Origin of the sequence: Methanosarcina sp., from assembly GCF_049706645.1 — an archaeon.
Classification (GTDB): domain Archaea; phylum Halobacteriota; class Methanosarcinia; order Methanosarcinales; family Methanosarcinaceae; genus Methanosarcina.
On sequence record NZ_JBNAKP010000016.1, the window covers coordinates 55,807 to 79,364 of the forward strand.

Below are 23,558 nucleotides of genomic sequence, written 5' to 3' on the forward strand. Positions count from 1 at the left end.
ATCACCGATTGGAGATACCGAAATAATCTTCGAGATTTTTTTGTTGTTCATCAGTTACTTTTCCGAAGTAACATACTTCAAATAAATATAATATTATCGCTTTGGCATTGGCTACATATTCCGGATTTCTTCTTTTACCTCTTGGTAAATAATTAATAGCCAATTCTTGAATCACTTCATTACTTTCAACTTTCGTTCTAGGGTATCCAGTATGTTTTAATCTCATAAAGTCTGATTGAACCATATCGATTAAAGCATCTACTTTCGGTTGATTTATTTCGGCTTCTCTAGCAATAAACTCCTCAACCAAATCTTTTCGTGGCCAATTACGATAGAAAGTTTCTATAATTGTTATGCGTTCTTCACTACTAAAATTCAACTCGATCTTTTTTTTAAGATCTGTGAGATCGCCGCGGTCATTTACCGTCTGGGTATAAGTCTCTTCCAACCGTCCAAATATGTAGTCAAATATCTCATTGAGAATACCAATATCGTTATCTATAAGCGGATCTGACGATAAGCCGTAATTATTAATATGGATGTTCTCTGCTTGGTTATAAGTAGAGTCGTTTCCACCATTCTGTTGTCTACCATTAAACATTTTTATCGTTCATCGCTTATTTTCTCTAGATAAGTTGATTGTCATATCATGACCAGATTGTATATTAGTGGAATTTTTACCTGATTTTTGAATTTGTTTGATGCGTTCCGTGCCCGATGATTGCTCACTTTCTTTAAATAGTATCTTTTTTAGAAAGAATGATATAATCAAAATGCCTGCTCCATCGAAGAGCCATTCTCTATTATTATAAATCCAATCGAGCATGGTAAGCACTCCTGAATTGCAGTTTTGTTATTTAATCGTTAATTATATAAAAATAAAAAGATATTTGCCCGAGTACTCCTAATTATATTGGAAAATGTTTTTTTATTATATAAGTATTGCTTTTTAGTACGAGAATCCCGCATACAATAGAAATCAATTCGATTCAGATCATAAATCAATTATTTATAAACTTTAAAGTGGTCATTTAAAAACTCAAAAGAACTCGTTTGGTATCACCAAAACTTCACATGGTTTATTATTTACATAAAACTCTGGTAAAAGCTTCATATTCAATTTACTATTTTCTTTTATCAAGCTCTGAACATGTACAGCTTGTTTTTGTGTTACTTCTCTTAACTGGCTGATCTGGTGGCTCATCAGGTCGACCTCTTTTTTTCAGGCCTTCAATTCTTACTCACTACAGAACAATTGAGTTTAGCATGAAAGTACGGAACAAAACTGGTTCTTCATGCACCTTTTTCATTTTCTCCTCCTAATCACATTTAAGCCGTGGATGGCAATTCACTGATTAGTTTAGCGACGTTTTGAAAAACCAAAATCAAGACAACATTACTGCCCAAGGTAATGAGAAAATCAATAGTCAAAAAAGAGTAAAGTAGAGTACTTTCACTTCTTTGTGCCTGTTATTCGAAGAATTTCATATACATTTCGTTCTTGAACAATTTTTTCTTCTGGCTTTAAGAGTTAAATCTAAAAAAATTCCCTTGAAAAAGGGAATTTCTTAAATTTAATTTTTCAAATTTGGTGTTTAATCTAAAGTTCCCCTGATTCTTCTCTTTCCTTCTGCTTCAAATTATGGACCGAGGCTTCTGCTGAGTCAGGTCCTCCCCGGAAATCATATTTTGTATTTCCTTTAACGAAACCGCAGATGAGTCCCGTATCTGGAGAATACTCGATAAATGAATTATCTTCCTGGGCAATGCCTGTGATTGTGATGTTGTCGGAAGCAGAAGTCAGATTATACCGGCCTGTACTCCCAGTAGAAACCAACAGCAACTGGGCCTGTTCCGAGGTATCTTCGGTAATCCCGTCACTATTCAGAACGGTGGCGTATTTCTGGGTAACGTTGTACGACATATTAGTTCCCGGCCACTCAGCCTCGTGGGGTGAGGATGAAACTCTACCATCAGCATAGAGAACATAGGGAATGGTTATATTATGCGTGCTTAAGTTGACATCGCCTAAGATAAAGTTGCCTTTCACACAGAACATAACAATATCGGCTGTACCATCATCATCGACCTCGTCGATGTATCCGGCAAACGGTGTGAATGTTGTTTTCCCATGTGCGGTAATTTTACCGGAAAACACGTTTCCTTCCTGGCTGTTTATCTGGTAAACACTATTCTGGCCAGTTGTCCAATTGCCAGTGAGATTGGGGCTCGCAGTTCTGTCATCAGGAACTGTCGTTCCGTTACGAACTGCGAGAGCCGTCTTGACCGTGACAACCCCATCTGAACTGGAGATAATGCCCGTTGAAAAAACATCGTCCGACTCGATGATACCGCTTCGGAACAATGTGGCATTCCCATTCTTTATATGGCTGAAGAAATGCGTACCGCATTTATCGTCAATGGCAAAGAACAAAGGAGAGCAGGAGTTATCCTCCACGATCTTAAACAGCCGGTCATACTGAGTGACAGTGTAAATTTTTCCATAATTGTTTGCAGCAAATCCGCCGGATGCGGAGTCGTAGGTGATACCTGACACGGTTGTAAAAACGCCATTAATATTATATGGTACATGCTTTAACCCGGTATCTATCGCCGGGGGCCCAGGACTGACACAATCCGCGGTGGCTGTTCCTACAATTAAAAAAAGAATTGCCAGGGAAAGACTCAACGCAATTGCTGTCCTCTGAATTATTTTCACTTCTCATTCCTCCTTATTTTTCCATTACATTTTATAGTAATTTTATGATTTTAAATGTTAGCATGTTGGACTATAATGTTTGAACAGGATTTTTTTCTGGCTCTCGATTAGGTTTTCAGGGAAGGGATTGAGTTATTCTAACATGTTCAGAAATGTACTGGAATTATTTAGTTTAGAAAAGCATAACTAAAAGCATACACAAAAAAGATATGTAGTCAAAATAGGTAAAGATAGTCAAAATAGGTAAGGCAGAGTACTTCCACTTCTTATGCCTGTTACTCAAAGAATTCATATGCTTTTAGCATAAAAATAACATTTTTGACGTTTTGCTGTTTAACCTGACACGAGATGAAAATGACTTATCGTTATATTGCTTCATGTGTTATTCAGCTTGTCGGCCTTTGCCTGCGCTGCTTCCTCTGTTTCGAAGATCTCGGTGTCTAAAGGATAGCGATATAGATACACTTCATTCGTAACCTGTGCAGTTTTGTATATAAGAGTATATACAGGTTTGTCCATGTCATCGGCTTTCAGGTAGCTGATTTCATTCTCACCGAAATTTACCAGTGCATATTCTAAACCATCTATTTCTATTGTCTCGGGAAACTCTACATCATCAAATATCTGTTTTCCGATTGAAAAATTCAAGTCCTTGTATAGTAATATCGGTCGAACAAACACTTTTGGAAGCTTCGACTCCCCGTCCTTATTTGAAAAATATGACACGTCCACTTTCTCACCTGCGTAGTCAGAAAAGCTCGCGTTTCGAGATGCATAGTCACATACGGATTCATATATCTGTACAACGATTCCATTGATCTCGATATGAGTTGTCATATATTTCAGCCTCGGGAATTAGATAGACCGGCTTATATATCACTGGATAAAAATTATGAAAGCTTAAGTTACTTATCTTTTAATAAAATCGGAATTTTTCCAGCAGTTGCTATCAGCATGGTAGTATCATTACGAATCAAAGATATCGTTATCGCACCTTCGATCATTAATTGAAGAATTAAGCTTAGTTCTGTCGCCCTTTCTGATGAAAATCCACTACTAACCAATTTCTGATAATATATATCCGTCCACAGATCATAGACTTCAATACAGGTTTTTCGTAAAGAATCACTTATCGGGACCGTCTCTAAGGCCAGCAAACTGATAGAAAAACAATTCTCCGGATCTTTTTCATTGAATTTCCGTGCTATATCCAGAATAAACTCCTGGATGGCTTGAACCGGATCGCTATTCTTTGCTAATTCTTCTTCTATATGGTGCTGGATTGTGTCTCCCATCAATTTTATAGTAGCTGCCGCTAATTCCTCTTTTCCATTTGGAAAATGATAATACAATGATCCTTTTGGCGTTGCACTTTCTTTAATGATTTCATTTAACCCGGTAGCATGATAACCGTTTTTTTGGAATAAAAAAGCAGCCGTAGTAAGGATTTTTTCACATGTATTCATCTTAGATCCCATAGAATTATTGGTAATGGGCGTGAGTTATTGAAAAACGTAGCACAAGAATATCTTTCCATTTTTTTCAAACATGGGAATGTGCTCTATTTTTCGGAATTGATCAGTAACTCACAGACATGACTGAATTATTTTGTAATTATAATGACTGGTCTACATATTATTTATATTTTACTGATTACTCTGATGCATAGGATATTCCGGTAAGCTATGCATTAGATTGGATTACTACAGCTGTGAAACTTAAAGCCATTTTAAGAATGAGCCCGTTCCAAAACCAATTTACACTCAAATTAGTAAATATCGATTGATTATCCGGAATCTCAGATTCAGAGAAGTAATTTTGAGTTTTGAGAAAAGTTATGATTATTCCGGCAAGTGCGACAGTGTGCCGATTTTTCTGAAAAATCATAATTTCAAGAATTTATTGAGTAGAAAATGCCATGTTGGGAGATCAGTTTTTCCCATAGTACACAAAAATATGACTTTGAATTTATAGCAAATAATGGAACTTTGAATTGTATGGAGAAAACAGAAGCATAAAACCCATTTATACCTTGGAATTGTATGCTTCTGTAAAATTGGAGTTACAAATTAAAATTCCTTATCACTCAATCAACTTACGCATAGCAATCCAACAAACAACAGTAAAAATAGCAGCGATAATAAGCAAAATGAAGAACTCAGTCCAAGACACACCAATTAAATCAGTCAGGAACATACTAAAAAATAGTACAATGTACTATAAAAACATAATCCCAGAAAAGACAATTCGTATACAGGCAGTAATACAGGATACCCCATGCGAGAAAGCCGTCAATCTAATTCATCGCTGATGGAAGACGTATGGGATGAGAAGAAGATTCCGAAATATATCAAAAAGTCCACTTTCTGGCTCGTGCAGTACCTTACTATGACAGTAACGTTTTGACCTGAAATGTTGCTATTTTTCTAGTTCTGAAATCTGATCATCCTTCCGGCTTATTTGGCCACTCATCAGGTCGATCTGTCTTTTCAGGTTTTCAGTTCTTACTCGCTACAGAACAATTGAGTTTAGCATTGAAAATCATCATTTCTAACGACATTATATTTATATTAAGTTGTTCTTTTAATTGGTAAGTTGCCCTTAAATTTGAATTGCCTTTCGCTAGAGAGGTATTTGCGGTATTACACCATGCAAATATCATACATAAGCAAAGGGAAATGATGGCCGAAATTTGCATGAAGTTCGAGAATTTCATGAAAACAGAAAGTCGCCCGGCTATTTAGAGCCTACCCAAAAGTGGGAATCAGTGGGAATCTACTGTAATTTTTACAATATGGAATATGCAAAACCGGAAAGAATATTCTGAGATTATAGACCTGTTGTGATTTTTTAATATCATTACGGACTTGTCAGTAGACTCTTAAAAACAGAAGGAAGTACATTGATGAAAAAGAGAAAAATAGGAAAACGAAGAAAACAACATCGCTTTGTTACTGGAATATTTAAGATTGTGTTATACTTTTTCTTAAAAACAATTAAGCTACTGTTTAGTTTTTCAATTTACTCACTGAAATCAATCTGGCTACTTTTTAGTTTCTCGATGCGCTTACTGTATAGGTTAATAAAACAGCTGCCTAGAAACTATCCATCAAAACCCGCATTAAGCACATTAGCCGAAATCGATGAAATGGATGGATACAGATTTGAAGAATTTATGAAACACGTTTATGAACAGTTAGGATATTCAGTTTATCACACTCCATTATCAGGTGATCAGGGTGCAGATCTTATTTTAACATCAAAAGAAAAGACAAGGACTGCTGTTCAGGTCAAACGATACTCGGGTAAGGTTTCAAACAGTGCAGTACAGGAAGTTGTAGCTGCAAAAGGCTTTTACAAATGCACCGAGGGTATAGTAGTTACAAATAGTTACTTCACCAGTTCCGCCAGACAATTAGCTGAGGCGAACTTTATTGATTTAATTGATAGAAATGAACTTGAAAAGCTGATCAATACTCTCCTGAATTAAGCTCTGAAAATCATAAACAGCCTGTTTTTGTGTGACTTCATTAAGCTGGCTTATCTGGTCATCCTTCCGGCTTGGTCGGTCACTCATCAAATCTATTGTTTTCTCAGGTCTTCTATTCGTTCTCTCAATCCCCTGATACAAGTTAAGAAATTTGCCTTCGCATAAAAAATACTTCAACCGCTTAAGTGACACTTAATCCGACTTACTCGATCTACTTTTTCTTATTTCGTCTCTTACCTCTGCCAGTTTATCGCGGGCAGAATTATAATCATTTCTTAGAGTTTCGATATCCGCTGGTACGGTTTTCATCCTTGCCTCTACCAGTTCCCTCATCTGCTCATTTTCGATTTCATCCGACAACTTGCAGCTTAAATCTTCTTTAATTTGCCCTACCTCTTCGATAAATTCATCGAATTTCTCGACGGAACCTGTCAGCTTTAATTCTCTGGCTACCGCTTCCAGGCTCTCCAATTCATCTATCAGAGCATCTGCACTCCTATCCAGATCGTTCATTTTCTGTTCCAGCTTAATTAATCTGGACATTACATCCTGCTCGGTTAATTCAGACAACACATTTCCCCCCTTAAACTATTGAATGTATGATTATAGTATAGCAATATAGACCTTAAAGCACAATATATACGTTAAAACCCCTCTTTATCTATTAACAACGACAGTCTTTATATTCACAAATTCCCTGAGCCCGTAGAGGGAAAGTTCCCGCCCTACTCCGGATTTCTTTACCCCGCCAAAAGGCAGCCTCGGATCGGATTTGACCATTCCGTTGATAAATACGGATCCGGATTTTATTCTTTTTGCCAGCCTTTCGACCCTATCCAGGTCTTGAGACCAGAGCTTGGCTCCGAGCCCATACTGAATGGAGTTTGCAACTTCTACGGCCTCGTTCTCGTCCTTTACAGTAATTACCGGGGCAATAGGCCCGAAAACCTCAGTACTGCATACTTCCATCTCGGTACTGGCTGCAGGGATAAGGGTCGGCCTGAAGAAAAAACCTTTTTCAGGCTTTTCTCCGTAAGTATGGGGTTCTGCGCCTTTCTTTTTCGCGTCTTTCAGGATTTTTTCAAGCCTATCGACAAATTCCTTTTTTGCAAGAGGCCCAATATCGGTTTCCTCATCCATAGGATCCCCGATTTTCAGTTCCTGCACTCTGAGTTCAAATGCCTTGATAAAATCCACAACAACGTCCTCTACGGCGATGAGCCTCTTGGCAGCGATACAGCTCTGTCCGGCATTCAGAAAGCGGGACTTTACGGCTGCCTGTGCAGCTCTCTCAAGGTCGGCATCTTCAAGCACTATAAAAGGGTCCGAGCCGCCGAGTTCGAGTACTGAAGGCTTGATGCCTCTCCCTGCAAGTTTCCCGATTTCCGTACCTGCACCTATACTGCCGGTAAGCGAAATCCCATTCACCAGCTCTTCTTTGATAATCTGCATGGCAGTTTTCGAGTCAATTAACAGGGTAGTGAAAACATTTTCCTGAAGCCCGGCCTCAAGAAAGATTTTTTCAATCTCCAGCGCCGACCCCGGCACATTCGAAGCATGCTTGATTACGCATACATTTCCTGCACACATTGCGGGCACTGCAAACCTGAAGACCTGCCAGAACGGGAAATTCCAGGGCATAATCCCGAAAATCACTCCCAGGGGCTCAAAAGTCACATAACTTTTCTTAACGCCGGTATCCACAACTTCATCTTTCAATAATCCTGCCGTGTTTTCCGCATAATAGTCACAGAGCCGGGCGCATTTCTGAACTTCGTTTCTCGACTGCCTGATAGGTTTTCCCATTTCCTTCGTAATAATTTCGGCATAAACACTGGTATTCTGCCTGAGAACCTCTGCGACATTACTAAAATATTCCCCCCGTTCCTCAGCAGGCAATGAACTCCATCCGGAAAAAGGAATCCTGGATTTTTCGATTCGAGCTCTACATTTCCCGATAGAAAATAAATCGTATGTCCAGTTTACTTCTTCAGTATAAGGATTAATGGATTTAATTTTCATACTCTCCCCCGAAACAGAGTCCCTATTAGTATTGATATTCCCAATATTATAAATTAAGGAGAAATAAAATCTGAATAGGAAAAATGTCTCGAACTTAAATTTTGAATTTAAATACAGATATCTGGTTTCGGGAGAAGATGAATATACTTGATTTTATCCTTTAACACGTAAATCCCGTACACTTAGTCCTGTAGTCCTTTACAGATTTTACTTCAACACTCCGTTTTTCCAGAAGAACGGCTTGCCAGCATTTCTTTCGAACTTTTCAAATACACTTGGAAAAAGTGCAGGGTATTTTGCTTCTCCAAGGGGTATACAGAACAGCCTTTCCGGAGAGCCCGGTTTCAAGCCGCATCCTATAACAACGAAGAAGGGAAGCCTCCTTTCCCGGACAAAATCCTTATAACGCCTTAACTGCTGAGGGTCGGACCACTGAAGTTTACCCTCAAATAAGCCGGATCTGAATTTACATTCAACGCAAAAAATCTCGTCTTTCGGAATATAACGGACAATAAAATCCGGGACGGCATCCGATTCCACAAACCTGTCATGTTTTCGTGTAATATCCGTGCTCCACTGCACGATCGAGAAGTATTTGTCGTCAAAAAGATTCACAACATATTTTTCGAAGTCGTTTCCTTTTTCTATGGATTCATCTTCTTTCAATACGTCAACTGCCCTTTTAAGTTTATCAACTAATCCCGTAATAAGCCCCCAAACACTAAATAAAAATATATTATGTTTTATTACTTTAAAAACTATTGGTAATTATCGTATCTTTTGTTTTTCCAGGAGCTATTTTTCGCTTCTGCCGCCTTCCAGATAACAGGAAAACATATAGGAATTTACAGAAGAGATTAGAAAATGTTGCAGAAAAAAAATTAAAAGATCTGGCCGGAAAAAGGTTAGAAAACTTGGCAGGAAAAATTAGAATATTTGGCAGAAAAAAATGAGAATATTTAATGAATATGATTGATAGAGGATGAATAAAAAACAAAAATTTATTTTAACACTCCGTTTTTCCAGAAGAATTTCTTTTTTGAACTCCTCTCAAATTTCTCAAAGAGGCCGGAGGGAAGTGCAGGAGATCCTGTTTCTTCAAGCGGGATGCAGAACATTCTTTTCGGCTTCCTGGCCTTACCGCCGAGCCCTATGACAACGTAGAACGGGATCTCATTGTCTTTTGCAAAAATCCTGTAGCGCCCAAGCTGCCTTGGTGCGGACCAGTGGAGATGATCCTTATAGAGATTCGACCTGAACTTGCATTCAACGCAAAAAATCTCGTTTGTGGGCCTGTGCCGGAGGACAAGATCCGGCCCGCAGTCGGATTCGACAAACCGCGTGTGTTTCCTTGCCATATCGGTAGTCCACTGCACGATAGAAAAATACTTTTCATCGAAAAGATCTACAACATACTTTTCAAAATCGTCTCCTTTCTGTTCGGATTCGTTTTCAAAGATTATCTCGATAACCGTTCTTACCTTTCTCAATAGACCCATAGTTAACCACTAATATTTTTGTGAAAATATCGGAATATTTCAGTATATTTATAAATGTGATGGTATGCACCGGGAGAAAAGTTTACAGGCTGCCGAAAGATGAAAAAGAGTTTTAACAGCTTTTTGTTAGGGAACCGGCAGACCTGAATCCTGACATGGATTCATCCGGAAAACCTTAATCTAAAAAAAGGATATACTATATTGGGGAGAAATTTAAGACTTAATAAAAATAATCAAAGTAAAATTAAAGTTACCGGATTTTACGCCTATGGGGAGAAGGCCGAGAAACTATGAGGAGAAGCTGATAACTCCGGAACGAGCAGCTGAGCTTATGGAAGAGGGCTGGAAGCGAGCAGACCTGCATGTTCATACCACCTGTTCCTTTGACGTACTTCCTGTTAGAGATCTGCATCCAGAGAGCCTTTATGAGAAAGCCCTTAAGCTCGGAATGGATTATATTACATTTACGGACCATGATACCGTAGAAGCATATCAGATTCTCGGATTGGACCGTGAAAAGCTTGTTCCTGGGGTTGAAATGAGTGTCTATGACCCGGAATTTGCAGGACATGCCCTGCATATTAACGTTTTCGAGCTTGACAGGGAGGATTTTTTTGAACTCAGGGAAATTGCGGAAATCGAACACGACCTGAAAAGCTTTATCAAATACCTCAAGCGGCATAAACTTCCTTTTATATACAACCATCCTTTCTGGTTCGAGTTTCACCGTGAACCGAATCCGTCTGCAGTACCCAGGCTAGCAAAACTTTTCCCTGTGCTGGAGTACAACATGAACGAACTCAAGCAGAAAAACGAACTTACTATTGCCCTGGCTGAGAAATTTGGCAAAGGTATTGCCGCGACAACCGACACTCATTCAGGGAGACTCGGGAAGGTGTATACCCTCGCAAAAGGCGATGATTTCAAAGAGTTTTTCGGAAATATAGAAAAGGGGAGAAATTACATCGTACCCGAAGACCTTACCAGGAAACTCCTGATCGATGAGATGAATATCTGGATAGACCTGATTTTTGAAAAAAGCCAGAAAAGCAGCGATATAAAAAGCTACCTTACCGGAATAAAATCCCTGGATGCAATGGTCAGGATTTCCAGAAGTGCACTATTGAGCTGTTTCCCGGGGCTCAACAGGACAACCATGAGCCTGCTCTACATGATTTCAAACACAGGGCTTCCTGCCTCGTTCTACTTGCATTCGGAGAAAAGTTTCGTAAAGGAGATTGAAAAGCAAATCGAAATTGAAAAACAAAAATAAAATAAAGTAAATATTAAAAGCCTGAGCTCAAAGGGGGAAATTAAAAAGCTAACAGGGAAAAAAAAGAAAAGTAATGTAAATGATGAGAGGAATACAGGGAAGCTCAGGAAAAAATTAAAAGAAATCCAGAATTTTTTCAGGGCTTTCAAGCACGGTAATTCCCTGCAGGCTTTTTACGATCTCAACATTGCGCATATCCACGTCCCGGACCAGGACTTCCACAGGCCCGCCTTTGATTGCGCCATAGGGGCAGAGAGCTTTGCAGATTCCGCAGCCCTTGCACTTCAGAAGTTCGATCTGGTCTGTGAGGCCATTTTTCTCAGTTATTGCTCCATGAGGGCAGTTTTCTCGCGGGGGGCAGTCTTCGCAATGCCTGCACTGTTTTCGGTCGATATTATAGGGCATTTCCGAGACGATCGAACCTTCGATATCCACAGGCACAATATAAACAGGCACTTTTCCTTTTACGGCTTGGGCAACGGCATTGGTTACAAGGGAATCCGCAATGCCATAGGCGATTTTCGAAACCGTGTTTGAGGTTGCAGGCGTAACAAACAGGGCGTCATACCTGTCAAGCAGGAAACGCCCGACTTTCGGGGAGCTCGAACCCTGCTCGCTTTCCCGGAAGATTTCTTCAAGGTAGTCCCCTCCCGAGATTTTAACAAGCTTTTGTTCAAGCCCGTACATGCGCAGCACCTCTTCTGCAGCCCTGGAAATAAAAGTGTTTACGGAAACTTCGGGGTCTCTGAGCTTAATTTCCTTAAAGACCTGGTAACTGCGGTCCAGGAAATGCCCGGCACCTGTAATGCCCCACGCGATTCTCTGAAAACTCATGAAAAGAAGTCATGCCCGAAGGGGATAATATAATTTTCTAAAAAAGGTTCAGGACAATGAAAGCGAGAAAGCGTACAGTTTAACTGAGGAGCAGCCCACAGCTAAAAAAGTATCACAGCCCCAGAACTTCATAAATCAATTTCATAGCTTTTTTCTCGTTTTCTCCTCCGCACCTGGAAGCCAGAGACTCGTAGCTGCGGATCAGCTCGATATATTTTTCATCTTCTGTAAGCTGGTAGCGGGTTGCATGGACAGCCGCCTCAAGCACTGCATTGAATCCCCTGTTGGGCACAGGCAGGTTTTTCCGATTAGCTTCATTGAAACCTGCTTCTACAGGAATAAGGTCGGCTACAAGAGCCTGATCCGTGTCTTTGAGATTAACACATTCGAAAATAACCCAGGCTGCAGCTTCTTTTAAAACAGGGAAATTTAGCCCGCGAGCAGGCACATAGTCAAACTCGGAGGGTTCAAGATCGAAAAAGGTTGAACGCACAAAAAGCAGGGAGTCGTAAACTATGTTTGCGGCCAGATGTTTTTCTTTAAATACGTTTTCCCAGGTATGGGTGCCTTTGAAAAGCCGGACAAAAGTCCTTCCGCCTTTTACGATTATTCCGATAGGGGCCGCATTGGGGGATTCCAGCCCTGTGCTGACGATCGTTTCGGAAATGCCTTCCCGGATTCCGAAAGAAGAAAGATCGACAGTGAAAGCTTCGCTTCTGCTTTTTCCGCATTCGGAGAGAGATTCGGTCAAAAGCGCAGTCCCCCCAGAAGGGCAATGAAAAGTCCGGCTATGATAATATCTGCTGTTGAACCCGGATTGATTTTCTTCCTGAGAAGCTCGGAGTCAAACTCCTGTACAGCAGGAAGCAGAGCTGCAAAGTCTCTGGTGTAATGACCTGATGACTTTTCCCAGGCTGAGAGAATCTCGCCTGCCCTGGATGAAACATAGTCCGCAGTGGCTTTATCGAACTTTGTCTGGATGAAAGTGTCCCTGTGCCGGGAAAGCGATTTCAGGAAAGTATACACGATAGCTTCGTTGATACCTGTGCCTGAGCAACTGAAAGTCGAATCTTCGGCTCCCGAGTTTCGAGCCTGCATGAATTCAGTTATGCTTTTTGCCCCCTCAAGGCAGCGCCCGAAGCCTGAGATCCATTCATCCGCAATCAGGTCATACCCCCTGGAGATATCCATAAGCTCGTAAAGAGTGACTTCCTGTGTCCGCAGTTCGGCTTCTGACTCGGGATCTCCAAGGCTGAATTCATCCACGCTGTTAACCCTGACACCCGCCACTTCGAAAGCCCTGTAAAACTCGATAGCGTCTTCACAGTCCGTTGCCCGGACAAAATCATGTGCATGCGCAGCAAGGGCTTCGAATTCGTCCGGTAAAAGCTTACAGGGGGTTTTTCCGCATGAATCAAACAGTTCCCCTGCAGCCATTGAAAGAGGAATAAGCAACAGAAAAGCGCCGAAATGAGTATTTCCTCCTTTCTGCCAGGCCGAGCTCTCGCAAACCGCACTTCGGATAAGCGCCCCTATCCCTTTTCTGCTTCTTGCAGCCAGCTCAATGACAGGGTAAACGCTTACCGAAGAGGCTACAAAATGCTCAAAGCAGGTATCAGGATAGTCATGTTCCCTATCCACATTCCCTGGCTTGGGAGAAGCCGAAACCTCAAGCAGCATAGCAAGCTGGGCACAGCGGGCAATAAAACTTGACGTGTGGGGGTTTTCTGCCCATCCAGATACCGGGCAGATAAAACCAGTATTATTCGGATTCATTTACCGGAATCCTGGCTTGATCCAGTACATATTTTGCCAGTTGCTCTTTAAGTTTCATATACTCTGCACCAGAGAGGCAAATTGTGTTCAACACCCCATCCCTTATCCAGCAGGGCTTGGTGATCTTACAACACCAGACAAGGCTTCCGAAGCACGTGTCCCCTCCGTATTCAAGCATTGTGCCTTTTGCAAAGTCAAGCTTTGTCCTGGCAAACTCTTCTGCCGTATATCCGAGTTTCCGGAACTTTTCGTGAACAGGACAGGGTTTTACAGGCAGGCAGCAGAAAGCCAGCGCCCTGAAGTCACCTTCACTGCAAACGTGCTTGGGAGCATTATACCACCCTATTGACCGCTGGTAAGAGGTAACGTTTTCTACCAGTTCCTCTATAAGCCCTGGATTCTCAAGGACTCCCCTGGCAACCGATACCATATCGGCTCCCCTGGAAAACATGTCCTTTGCGGCCTCAAAGTCCTTGATCGAATTATTTCCGATCAGGAACAGCCTTGTAGCATCCCTGTAATTAAGGATTGCATCAAGATCGGCCCCAAAGCCTTCCATCACGGCGTCAACATGTATGATATCCGCACCCGACTTATCGATAAGCCTTGCAAGTTCGATATCATCGACAATGTTCGCCCTAACTTTTACGGAAAGTACGACTCCGGTTTCCTTTATTGCCCTGATCCAGGCCGAAAGCCGTGGAAGATCCTGGAGAAGGGCTTCTCCGATTCCGGCTTCGAGCATTTCAGGCTGCTTGCAGTGGGCGTTTAACTCAAGGATCGCTCCCTCTTCTTTGACAATTTTTGCAGCTTCAATGAGGGGTTCAAGTGTAGTACTCCTGACATTTACCGCAACGGCACTTCCGGATGTTACTGCCCGGATTTCCTTTTTTATTAGCTCCATAGGTTCATCGGAAATGAACTCTTTTCTACCCCGGGCTACGAGAGCTGAAGCAACAGCTATTGAAGCCTTATCCAGATTGAAGGCTCCAAGAACTACCAGCCCGGCATTGCTTGCATACTGGTTAGCAAAAGCACTATCGGCAATTCCTGCCATAGGAGCCAGTGCAATAGGGTTTTTAAAACGGACATATCCAATATGCAAATCGAATAGACAATCACTCATGTTTTACCTCTTGAAAATAAGCCTGCAAACTGACACGAATTATGGTTACTGCCCGATATTAAAGTACCGATAATCTTTTTTTTCGGACGGGTCCTGGTGATGGAAAAAGTCCATCTATAACTTACGAATTATAATGCATATATATTAATATTTGGACGCACCCCAAACACATAAAATTTATATAAACTATAAGGAAGCGGTATACCTGTAACCACACCTGCCTGTAACAGCGGCTGAAAAGAAAGTAAAACTATCAAGATCAAATAGAAGTATTACACAAAAGTATTGCGCCACACCTGTAGAAAAACCTTTTTTCAAGCTTTTGCAGAGCTGGCTTTCCAAAAAATATATATAATTAGAAAAATATATAGGGGCAATCAAAAGGTAACATGCGAGAGAGGCTGGACGGCTGACGGGCCTTCAGGTCTGAGGAAAGTCTCCCCACCGCTCCGGATACACGAACATCTGTAAAGGATGTCGGGCGAGAGCCCGGGCACTGGCACAGAAACGAGAACCATCCCCTGAAAATGCGATGATGCAGAAGAAGCTGAGGTCTCAGGGAGAGTGGATGAAACGGCGAATCCTCGTGGGTGCAAGTTGGAAATCGGGAAGAAAGAGCATTCCGGAATCTCCCGGTTGTTTTTGGAAACGCATAGCTGAATGCCGTCACTGCAAGAGTCCTCAGGGACCATTTCCTCCACTGATGGGTGGCCGGAAATCTTTGCAGGAACAGAAGGGAGCTTACGTGCCTCACTCGCATAAACTTACTTTTTTATGTTATTTTACATTCCGGTAGTTTACTTTCAATTATTTTACCTGCCTTTTTAATGATATTTGAGATTATTTGTTATTCCTGCATCTATTTTTTCCATTTGACCTCAGTTTAACTCTTTTTTCTTAATTCCTTTTCCCTTAATCCCTTTTCCTTTATTCCCCGTGTTATTCTTTTTATATCAGTCCTTATCGGTTCCTTCCAGTGTAAGAGATTTTATTCTGGAGACAGGTTCAGCCAGGCAGAAGTTCAGCAGCAACCAGCGGATATAGGTTTTATAATTCCTGCCGGTTATCACTTCATCGAGATATTTATCCAGAATCTCCCTGTTATTAACAGCCAGTTTGAAAGAGGTTTCAGGAAAGCGATGCATTATCTTCTCCATTTTAAGAGAACCGGCAAGATAATTCCCGAATTCCTGCCTGCAGCTGGACTCGTAAGTTTTAAGGCTGCTTAACTTCAGGCTGTACATAACAATATCGGCAACAGCCTCCGCAGCAAGCTGTCCAGACCGGATAGCATAAGAGATGCCTTCTCCCGAAAAAGCGTCTACAAACCCGGCAGCATCTCCGCTCAGAAGCAGTCTTGAATTAATGGTTTTTCTTTTTATCCCGCCTGTGGGGATAATATGGGAATGAACCGGAAATTCACCTGATAAGCCATTTTTCTGCAGAAAATCGAGCAGTACTTTTTTCGGATGCTCAAGGTGCTGAGTTGTTCCCACAATCCCTGCAGAGTAGTATCCCGCATGGGGAAAAACCCAGCCATAGCCTCCCTGTGCAATCCCAAAGTGAATGTTTATAGCGTCTGGAGGCCGGTTCCTTATTGCCCCATCCTCATCGGGGATTTCCGATACAAGACCCAGCCCGTATTCTGTTCTTTTGTCTCTCGACCTTACCTTATGTTTAAGGGTTCCACCTGAACCCTCCGCAATAAGAACGAACCTGCCCAGATGGGTATTATCCGTGGTCCTGACCTCAACATAATCGTCTTTTTCAATACAATCCAGAACCTTTTCCCCGGTATGTACCTCAATTCCGGCTTCCCTGGCTTTTTCAAGCAGAAAGTTATCAAAGACTTTTCTGGAAATCAGTAAGGCTAGATCAGGTTCTTTTATTCCCTCTACAAAGCTACCCCGGAAATGAACCCTTATCTTTGGGATATTTCTCTCGATTATATTCTCAGGGAGCTTGAAATCCAGGCAAGATAAACCATAAGAAGAAAGAGCCCCCCCGCAGGGCTTGTACCTTGGGAAATGTTCTTTCTCGATTAAAAGGGTTAAAAGTCCCCTTTTCCCGGCTGCCCTTCCTGCCGACGCTCCTGAAGGCCCTCCCCCTACTATAATCAGATCGTACATGGTAAGACACCTGCTTGTGAAATAAGGGCAGCTATATGCAGACAGGAATGACTGCCCTTAAAATAGATTAAGGCTGGAGTGATAAAAAGATAGAGGAAAGAAAAGGAATGCCTGAAAAAGTTGCTATCAGTTCTAGTACCTGAGTTTGAAATTCAGGAGAGCCCAGCGCAGGTAATCCTTATAATCAATTGTGAAATCCACAACTTCAAGATACTTATCAACCATCTTATCACTTGATGTGAAGATCTTAAATGTCCGGTCAGGGAAATGATGCATTATCCTGGAAAACATAAGTGAGTACTTGAGGTGAGTTCCGAACTCGGCCCGACAGAGAGCCTCATATTTGCTCAGGTCTTTAAGGTTTCTGCCTTCCAGACAAATTCCTGCAATTACCTCAGCCGCAAACTGCCCTGAACTGATTGCATAGGCAAGCCCTTCACCTGAGAAAGCATCTACAAACCCGGCAGCATCTCCGCTTAGAAGGACCCTTGAACCCACGATTTTTCGCTTAAGCCCTCCCCAGGGGATCTTGTGCCCGTGAAGTTTATACTCTCCGGAAAAGCCATTTTCCTTCAGGAACTCAAGCATGGACTCTTTGGGATGCGGAAGATCCCTGATAACCCCGCCGATCCCAATGGAATAATAGGTTTTATGAGGAAAGATCCAGCCGTACCCTCCGCCAGCAACCCCGAAATGCAGTTCCAAGGTTTTTCCCAGGCGCTCTTCAATTTCTGTTTCTTCGGCAGGGACCTCAGTAACAAGGCAAATTCCATACTCTTCTCTATTATCCGTGGGCCTCACACAGGTTTTGACAAGCCCCTGGACGCCTTCTGCGATTATCGCAAGTTTTGCACGGTATGTTCCCTCCCTGGTGTCCACTTCAACACAGTCATGTGTTTCCGTGCAGCAAAGAGCTTTTTCTCCGGTATGGACTTCAATTCCTGTTTCTTTTGCCTTTTCAAGCAGGAAATTGTCAAACTTATCCCTGGAAACAAGCACAGACAGTCGGTGATTCTTGTGTGCTTTAATTGCTTGATGCCTGAAAACAACATTTGCCCCTGTAACTTCCCACTCAATAATATCCTGAGGGAGTTCGAAATCGAGATAAGACAGCGCATGCTCCGAAAGTCCTCCCCCGCAGGGCTTGTATCTGGGAAACTTTTCTTTCTCAAGCAGGAGTGTCTTCAGGCCAAGTTTTCCGGCCCTTCTTCCGGCCGAGGCTCCGGAAGGGCCACCACCTATAATAATTACGTCATACATGCAAACAGCACCCACAAAAGTACCTGAAATTATCTAAGTTTCAATATATAAGTTTTAGATCTGTTCGAAGAGGATCTAATTTAAAGTGTTGATATTAATCAAAGTTACGATTCATTTTAGAAAAAAGAAGAGAAAAATAGGAAAGAAATAAAGAAAAAGATGGAGAAAGAGATTTTATTATAACCTTCTAAATTAACCTATTATAACCCTTTAAATGAACCTATTATAACCCTTTAAATGAACTTTCAAATTCCTCGAATACTTTAAGCACGTTCTGGTAATTCACTTCTGTCCCAAAACAGCCATCTCTCTCCATAGGAATTCCATAGGTAGTTACTTTCTTGTCTTTAAGGGCGCGCATGACTTTATTGATTTCATAATCACAGGCGATAAGAAGGACACCATCTGCAGCTTCCATTTTAAGGATATTTTTTACAAATGAAGAACCTGTCACGATGAAAACCTTATACCCGTATTTTTCGGCATCTTTCTTTAACTGGGTAAAGACGCATTTTCCACAGGACTTGCACTGGATTCCTGTCTGTGTAGAGTAAGCAGGGCAGTCAAGGCTGCGCATACAATGAGGGGCAAGAATGATCCTTTTTTTCGTTTTAGCAAAAGCAGACCTATGGGCTCTATTTTTCAAGGACGACATCCATTTGTCCAGGACACGGGTATCCGAAAACTTGAGGAAAATATGTCTTAAAGGCAAATAAAAGAAGTCAAGTACATCTGCATAAAAGCCTGCCAGAAAAACACTACGTGTAAGACTCCTTCGGCTGACAAACAGAGCTGTGCCTGAAAGGATAAAGGACACTACGACGAAAATAAAAAGAGCCTTCCCAATGAGATTATACATTGCACATCTCCATTTTTTGAATTATTTCCTCAACATTTGCCTCGGTATTGAAACAGCCGTCTTTAAGAAGAAGAACGCCCTGTACGGGAACAAACGACACAGCCTGCATATTTTCAGAAAGCTCATTATAGCAGGCAACCCCCAGGCAGGCTTCAGGCCTGTATTCTTTAAAGATTTTCTTAACAAAACTTCCCCCAGGCACTACAAAAACCCTGAAATTGCACCTATCAGCGGCCTCGGAGAGTTTTGAAATATCACATAACCCGCACCGTTTGCATTCATAGCCGTAGACAGGATCGCACCTTGCTTTACAGTTCGGATGGCGCAGGCACTGAGGAAGGAGAAGGATTTTCTTGCCTTTAACATGCAGGAAATCATCATACATAACAGCGTTTCGGACATCAATAAGAATATCGTCAACAAGGGTATCCCTTATTCTGAAAACTTTACAAAGCCATTTCGCAGGGGAATAGAAAAGATAAAGCGTGAATAGCACGAATCCCGGAAAAATAATTCTGTGATTTTTAAACGAATATGCCCCAATAATCAGGGCGATTCCGGTTCCTGCAAGCGCAAAGAAGACCAGGAATATAAATATTTTTCCTAAAAATTCGTAAGGGATGTACATATTCAAGGTGAGGTAAGTATCGGTATTTAAGTTTTGCTATAAAACAATAAAAGAATCGAAAAAAAAGAAATAAAGAAAGCTGGAAAAGCCAGCCTTCAGGCAGTTTTTGGTGGTTCAGCTTTTGGTGGTTCTGTTTCCAGGCCCAAAGCATGTGCAACAAGCACAATTACGTCTTCAACATCAATATCGGCTTTGATAGAATCCCGCCCATCCATCAGGTTTCTCTTACAGAAGGGGCATGCACTGGAGAGAATATCCGCATTGGTTTCAAGGGCATCCTTAACTCTGGATGCTGCAACTGCAACAGCAAGGTCAGGAATACCTGCCTTTACACCACCACCGGCTCCACAGCAACGCTGGAATTCTTGAACTCTGTCCATTTCAACGAACTCAACACCCGGAATGTGGGAAAGCACAAATCTGGGAGCATTAAATACGCCTACGTGGCGGCCCAGGTGGCAAGGGTCGTGATAAGTTATAGTCTTATTAATAGGCTTTTCCCATTTAATTTTGTCCTGCTTAATCAGGTCTGCAAGGAATTCGGTAATGTGCACAACTTCAAAAGGCAGTTCTTTACCCAGAAGCCTCGGCCAGTCAACTTTTGCAGCCCTGAAACAGCCTGCACATGCAAAGAGAACTTTTTTGGCACCTTTCTTCTGGATTTCTTCTACATTGTGTTTTGCACATTCGCGGGGCACATCACTAACGTGTGCCTGTCCTGTCCTGATAAGCGCAGAACCACAGCACCATTCTTGTTCGCCAAGCATAGCAAATTTAATTCCCAGCTTATTAAGCACGCGGGAGGTTGCAAAGGCAAGAGCAAGCTGATTGTATCCTGCAGTACAGCCAGTGAAATAAACAATATCTGCTTTGTCTGCAATTTTTACATCTTTTGGAACCCAGGCAAGTCTGTCTTTCTGATCCTTCATGTAAGGATTATGGTACTGCCCAATGAGCTTGGGGAACATATTCTGCTTGCCGTAAGGACCAATACCTTTCTTGACAAGGTTTGCTCTCATGGCTTCCCAGAGTTCCACAGTGTTAATACCTGCTTCACAAACAGTTGCACAGATACCACAGGTTGTACAGCCGTGTACATCATCTTTGAACTGTTCAAGCTCTGACTGAGGGATTTCCTGTGGGCCAAAGAGTTTTGCCTTAATCCCGTAGGATTTGTTCATATACTGCCTCCAGCGCAGGATTTTATCCCTTGGGGCTAATCCTGGTTTCTGGCCGGAAGCGGCATAAGTCGGACACCATTTTACACATTCACCGCAGCGAACGCAGGAGTCAAGCTCCATAAGCTGAACTGCGGTAAGATTCTTTGTATCGATTGAAGGGGTACGTTTTGCCATCTTTTTATTCGCCTCCTTTATTTGCAAGAATTGCAAGCGGTATGGCGATTATGTGAATATATTTACTATATGGGATAAATGCGATACAGAAGAGCAGGGAAATTACGGAATGGAAGAGAGCTGCCGGTGGGGCTACTGAGGGGTCAAGCCCAAAGTCCCAGATAATTCCGGTTCGGATTCCATCGGCGAGAAAGCCGGAAATAGTAACCAAGAAAACAACTCCGATCAAAACCCAATCATACATGATAGAAGCTTCCCTGACTTCAGAGACAAACAGTCTTCTTACTAGGGCTATAAGAACCCCGATAAGCAGGACATACCCGAAGATATAGTTCGGAAGGGAGAGTAGATCTCTGAACTCAGCGGGGGTGAACGGGAGTTCAATTCCGATCATATGGGTCATTTCGACTGCAAACATGAGTCCTGACAGGGCAAAGAGGGTCATCCATCCTCCGAAAATCAGGATGTGCATGAACCAGCGAAGGGGGCTTCTCTTGAGAATTCTCCTCTGGAAGAGCACATCAAGAATAAGAACCTCCAGAATAGGCTTTCCATGTCCGTGATGAGATTCTTCCGTTACCTGTTTCCACCATGTTTTTAAGAATGTGATTGCACTTCCTTTTTTTCCTTCCTGAGGCTCAAGGGCGTAGCCTGTGACTCCTGCCCCCCATTTCTGGAGGTTAATTATCATACCATATAAAAAAATCACAACGGCTATTGCGCTGAGTATCATTATCTGGACAAACGTGATTCTTAGTGCATCCGTGAGCCCAGAGAAGTATGCCATTTCACTACTGATAGTATATTCCTCCTATGTATGGATCAAAAACTGGGAACTAATATTGCTTTTAGAATTATCGTGTTACAGAATATCAATGATAGTAAAGACAGAATGATAACCGTAGCGACTGTCTGCATAAGGTTTGAATAGTCTGTTAGTCTTTGTATCTATTATATTTAAACGTTATCTTTATTAAACAATACATCGAAAAGCCCACGGAGCCGCAAAAGTGAGAGGAATAGAAGTGATCAAAGGGAGAAGGAAAAAGGAAAAACCAGAAAAATAGTATTTAAATTATAATATAGAAATTATAAATTGATCTTATAGAATTCTTCCGGACGGAAAAGTAAGAAATTAGGCGGCAAAAAAGTAGAAAGTAGAAATGCAGGAAAAGAAAAAGTCAATCACAAGCCTTTTTAAAAAAGGCTTGAGCGAAAACCTTTTCAAAACAAGCTTGATCGCAAACCTTTTCAAAAAAGGTTTGATCGAAAACCCGATAAGCGGCGTGATAAACCGGCAAAGGGGTGTATTTGACCGAAAAATATTGGTTTAGGTAAAAAGCCCCTCTGACAGCCAGGAAAGCTTTTTACGACAATCCCACCTCGGCTTTGAATTTTTCAAGCCCCATCTCATCAATTACCTCTCCGATTCTCCTTTGCTTCGGATACCCCTTGTAAAAGTTAATTATCCTTTCAATAAGATCCATAGCCTGCTCTTCGGTGAGGTCTTTTGCTACTACGTTCCCTAGCCTCGGGCGTGGCCCTGCGCTGCCCCCGACCGACAAAGTGAAACCTTTTGCCGTGCCCATGAGCCCTATATCCTTTATCATAGGTTCGGAACACGAATTCTGGCATCCGGAAACCGCCATCTTCAACTTGGAAGGTAGCTGCATTCCATGATACTTTTCATCAAGTTTCAGTCCAAGCCCAACAGCATCCTGTTTGCCCCTCTTGCAGAAGGTAGTCCCGGGACAGATTTTGATGCTACGGACACAGAGCCCTATGGCAGCCCCGGGTTTCAGATTCAGCTCTCCCCATGCCGCATCCAGATCTTCTTCTTTTAACCCCACAATCGCTATTCTCTGGGCGGAAGTGAGTTTCAGGGCCGCAGCCCCGTACTTCTCTGCAATATCTGCTATCTTCCTGAGGGTCTCCGGGTATACGATTCCTCCTGGAATATGGGGAGCAATTGCATACGTTTCGCCATCTCTTTGCAGGATTGCGGCTTTCTCGGGAAGGTCACCTTTCACATACTCACGACTTACCATATTATACACTCCTCAAACCAATTGATTTCATGCTTATTTCAGAATTTCTTCGATTTAATCTTTGTTTCGGGATTTATCGACTTGATCTTTATTTCAAAATCCGTTCGATTTAATGTTTTTTCACAATTTGATTGCTGTATGCCTTACGTTTCGATCATTATTTAACCTAAACCAACATCGGAAAACCGGAAGCAAAGGCTAAGTCCATAGAGCCGATCGACTCCTGAATTAATTAGCAGATTACAGCGAATTCCACTTCAGCCCCCTGAAATTAAACCCCCATGTGAAGGCGAAGAATCCGATATTCCGGCATTTTCCGGACTGCGATATTTCCCGGATTAAATTATGTCTCGGGTCCGGAAAAGGATTTCAGATCCAGAGAGTATATCTGTTTGAAACAATATAAAATTGCATCCCTGATATAACTCAGTCTGTGATAACATCACAGAATTCAGTATATTACTACAGAATTTAATATAATGGTACAAACCCGGGATTTCAGTTACTTCGATAGCATTCCAGGCTTAATAAATGGCTATC

25 protein-coding genes and 1 other RNA gene are annotated in these 23,558 nt (G+C 41.9%); 5 read left to right on the plus strand and 21 right to left on the minus strand.

Annotated elements, in window-relative coordinates; translation table 11 throughout:
• Position 1 precedes the first annotated feature (1 nt).
• The 6 genes from ACPK8D_RS07380 to ACPK8D_RS07405 form a co-directional block, all read right to left on the minus strand.
• The gene (locus ACPK8D_RS07380; protein WP_424717204.1) at positions 2–601 is read right to left on the minus strand and encodes a hypothetical protein; all 600 of its coding nucleotides are present in this window, start codon (positions 599–601) and stop codon (positions 2–4) included.
• Positions 602–610: 9 nt separating this feature from the next.
• Positions 611–826 carry a hypothetical protein gene (locus ACPK8D_RS07385; protein WP_424717205.1) on the minus strand — a complete coding sequence of 72 codons (216 nt, stop codon included), beginning with the start codon at positions 824–826 and terminating at the stop codon, positions 611–613.
• A 213-nt stretch (positions 827–1,039) separates the two neighbouring features.
• On the minus strand, positions 1,040–1,204 hold the full coding sequence (locus tag ACPK8D_RS07390; protein ID WP_424717206.1) for a hypothetical protein: 165 nt from the start codon (positions 1,202–1,204) through the stop codon (positions 1,040–1,042).
• A gap of 396 nt (positions 1,205–1,600) precedes the next feature.
• Complete coding sequence (locus ACPK8D_RS07395; RefSeq protein ID WP_424717207.1) at positions 1,601–2,719, minus strand: hypothetical protein; 1,119 nt, start codon at positions 2,717–2,719, stop codon at positions 1,601–1,603.
• A gap of 375 nt (positions 2,720–3,094) precedes the next feature.
• The gene (locus ACPK8D_RS07400) at positions 3,095–3,556 is read right to left on the minus strand and encodes a hypothetical protein (protein WP_424717208.1); all 462 of its coding nucleotides are present in this window, start codon (positions 3,554–3,556) and stop codon (positions 3,095–3,097) included.
• A gap of 68 nt (positions 3,557–3,624) precedes the next feature.
• The gene (locus tag ACPK8D_RS07405) at positions 3,625–4,185 is read right to left on the minus strand and encodes a TetR/AcrR family transcriptional regulator (protein ID WP_424717209.1); all 561 of its coding nucleotides are present in this window, start codon (positions 4,183–4,185) and stop codon (positions 3,625–3,627) included.
• 1,439 nt (positions 4,186–5,624) lie between these two features.
• On the opposite strand from ACPK8D_RS07405, the gene ACPK8D_RS07410 reads away from it, so the two are divergent.
• Positions 5,625–6,209, plus strand: coding sequence for a restriction endonuclease (locus ACPK8D_RS07410; protein WP_424717210.1), 585 nt, complete (start codon positions 5,625–5,627; stop codon positions 6,207–6,209).
• A 192-nt stretch (positions 6,210–6,401) separates the two neighbouring features.
• On the opposite strand, the gene ACPK8D_RS07415 is transcribed toward ACPK8D_RS07410, so the two are convergent.
• The 3 genes from ACPK8D_RS07415 to ACPK8D_RS07425 all read right to left on the minus strand — a co-directional run bounded on the left by ACPK8D_RS07415 (position 6,402) and on the right by ACPK8D_RS07425 (position 8,897).
• Positions 6,402–6,782, minus strand: a complete 381-nt coding sequence (locus ACPK8D_RS07415; RefSeq protein ID WP_424717211.1) for a hypothetical protein — start codon at positions 6,780–6,782, stop codon at positions 6,402–6,404.
• A gap of 84 nt (positions 6,783–6,866) precedes the next feature.
• Positions 6,867–8,231 carry an NAD-dependent succinate-semialdehyde dehydrogenase gene (locus ACPK8D_RS07420; protein WP_424717212.1) on the minus strand — a complete coding sequence of 455 codons (1,365 nt, stop codon included), beginning with the start codon at positions 8,229–8,231 and terminating at the stop codon, positions 6,867–6,869.
• A gap of 207 nt (positions 8,232–8,438) precedes the next feature.
• Positions 8,439–8,897, minus strand: a complete 459-nt coding sequence (locus ACPK8D_RS07425; protein ID WP_424717213.1) for a hypothetical protein — start codon at positions 8,895–8,897, stop codon at positions 8,439–8,441.
• A 95-nt stretch (positions 8,898–8,992) separates the two neighbouring features.
• Here ACPK8D_RS07425 and ACPK8D_RS07430 point away from each other — a divergent pair, with 95 nt between their 5' ends.
• On the plus strand, positions 8,993–9,184 hold the full coding sequence (locus tag ACPK8D_RS07430; RefSeq protein ID WP_424717214.1) for a hypothetical protein: 192 nt from the start codon (positions 8,993–8,995) through the stop codon (positions 9,182–9,184).
• Positions 9,185–9,232: 48 nt separating this feature from the next.
• On the opposite strand, the gene ACPK8D_RS07435 is transcribed toward ACPK8D_RS07430, so the two are convergent.
• On the minus strand, positions 9,233–9,730 hold the full coding sequence (locus ACPK8D_RS07435; RefSeq protein ID WP_424717215.1) for a hypothetical protein: 498 nt from the start codon (positions 9,728–9,730) through the stop codon (positions 9,233–9,235).
• A gap of 268 nt (positions 9,731–9,998) precedes the next feature.
• Between ACPK8D_RS07435 and ACPK8D_RS07440 the strand changes: the two genes are divergently transcribed.
• The gene (locus ACPK8D_RS07440; RefSeq protein WP_424717216.1) at positions 9,999–11,003 is read left to right on the plus strand and encodes a PHP domain-containing protein; all 1,005 of its coding nucleotides are present in this window, start codon (positions 9,999–10,001) and stop codon (positions 11,001–11,003) included.
• Positions 11,004–11,117: 114 nt separating this feature from the next.
• Here ACPK8D_RS07440 and ACPK8D_RS07445 read toward each other — a convergent pair whose 3' ends face one another.
• From ACPK8D_RS07445 to ACPK8D_RS07460, 4 genes are all read right to left on the minus strand, one after another.
• Positions 11,118–11,837 carry a dihydromethanopterin reductase (acceptor) gene (locus tag ACPK8D_RS07445; RefSeq protein WP_424717217.1) on the minus strand — a complete coding sequence of 240 codons (720 nt, stop codon included), beginning with the start codon at positions 11,835–11,837 and terminating at the stop codon, positions 11,118–11,120.
• A 112-nt stretch (positions 11,838–11,949) separates the two neighbouring features.
• Positions 11,950–12,588: a DUF447 domain-containing protein gene (locus tag ACPK8D_RS07450; protein ID WP_424717218.1), complete on the minus strand. Its 639-nt coding sequence runs from the start codon at positions 12,586–12,588 to the stop codon at positions 11,950–11,952.
• Entirely contained in the window at positions 12,585–13,613 is a 1,029-nt protein-coding gene (locus ACPK8D_RS07455) for a triphosphoribosyl-dephospho-CoA synthase (protein WP_424717219.1), read from the minus strand. The genes ACPK8D_RS07450 and ACPK8D_RS07455 overlap by 4 nt, the downstream gene beginning before the upstream one ends.
• On the minus strand, positions 13,600–14,739 hold the full coding sequence (locus ACPK8D_RS07460) for a methanogenesis marker 9 domain-containing protein (protein ID WP_424717220.1): 1,140 nt from the start codon (positions 14,737–14,739) through the stop codon (positions 13,600–13,602). Before ACPK8D_RS07460 ends, ACPK8D_RS07455 begins: the two co-directional genes overlap by 14 nt.
• A 393-nt stretch (positions 14,740–15,132) precedes the next feature.
• On the opposite strand from ACPK8D_RS07460, the gene rnpB reads away from it, so the two are divergent.
• Positions 15,133–15,495: RNase P RNA component (gene rnpB, locus ACPK8D_RS07465), an RNA gene on the plus strand.
• Positions 15,496–15,692: 197 nt separating this feature from the next.
• Here rnpB and ACPK8D_RS07470 read toward each other — a convergent pair.
• The 6 genes from ACPK8D_RS07470 to hdrE form a co-directional block, all read right to left on the minus strand.
• Positions 15,693–16,868: a geranylgeranyl reductase family protein gene (locus tag ACPK8D_RS07470; protein ID WP_424717221.1), complete on the minus strand. Its 1,176-nt coding sequence runs from the start codon at positions 16,866–16,868 to the stop codon at positions 15,693–15,695.
• A 132-nt stretch (positions 16,869–17,000) separates the two neighbouring features.
• On the minus strand, positions 17,001–18,128 hold the full coding sequence (locus ACPK8D_RS07475; protein WP_424717222.1) for a geranylgeranyl reductase family protein: 1,128 nt from the start codon (positions 18,126–18,128) through the stop codon (positions 17,001–17,003).
• Positions 18,129–18,351: 223 nt separating this feature from the next.
• Positions 18,352–18,987, minus strand: coding sequence for a DUF116 domain-containing protein (locus ACPK8D_RS07480; protein ID WP_424717223.1), 636 nt, complete (start codon positions 18,985–18,987; stop codon positions 18,352–18,354).
• Positions 18,980–19,615 (minus strand): DUF116 domain-containing protein, encoded by a 636-nt coding sequence (locus tag ACPK8D_RS07485; RefSeq protein WP_424717224.1) that lies wholly within the window; start codon positions 19,613–19,615, stop codon positions 18,980–18,982. Before ACPK8D_RS07485 ends, ACPK8D_RS07480 begins: the two co-directional genes overlap by 8 nt.
• A gap of 95 nt (positions 19,616–19,710) precedes the next feature.
• Positions 19,711–20,970 (minus strand): dihydromethanophenazine:CoB--CoM heterodisulfide reductase subunit HdrD, encoded by a 1,260-nt coding sequence (gene hdrD / locus ACPK8D_RS07490; RefSeq protein ID WP_424717225.1) that lies wholly within the window; start codon positions 20,968–20,970, stop codon positions 19,711–19,713.
• Between the two features lie 4 nt (positions 20,971–20,974).
• Complete coding sequence (gene hdrE / locus ACPK8D_RS07495) at positions 20,975–21,757, minus strand: dihydromethanophenazine:CoB--CoM heterodisulfide reductase subunit HdrE (RefSeq protein ID WP_424717226.1); 783 nt, start codon at positions 21,755–21,757, stop codon at positions 20,975–20,977.
• A 376-nt stretch (positions 21,758–22,133) separates the two neighbouring features.
• Between hdrE and ACPK8D_RS07500 the strand changes: the two genes are divergently transcribed.
• Complete coding sequence (locus tag ACPK8D_RS07500) at positions 22,134–22,304, plus strand: hypothetical protein (RefSeq protein ID WP_424717227.1); 171 nt, start codon at positions 22,134–22,136, stop codon at positions 22,302–22,304.
• A 33-nt stretch (positions 22,305–22,337) separates the two neighbouring features.
• Here the strand turns inward: ACPK8D_RS07500 and ACPK8D_RS07505 are convergent, their stop codons facing one another.
• Complete coding sequence (locus ACPK8D_RS07505; protein ID WP_424717228.1) at positions 22,338–23,018, minus strand: NAD(P)/FAD-dependent oxidoreductase; 681 nt, start codon at positions 23,016–23,018, stop codon at positions 22,338–22,340.
• Positions 23,019–23,558 lie beyond the last annotated feature (540 nt).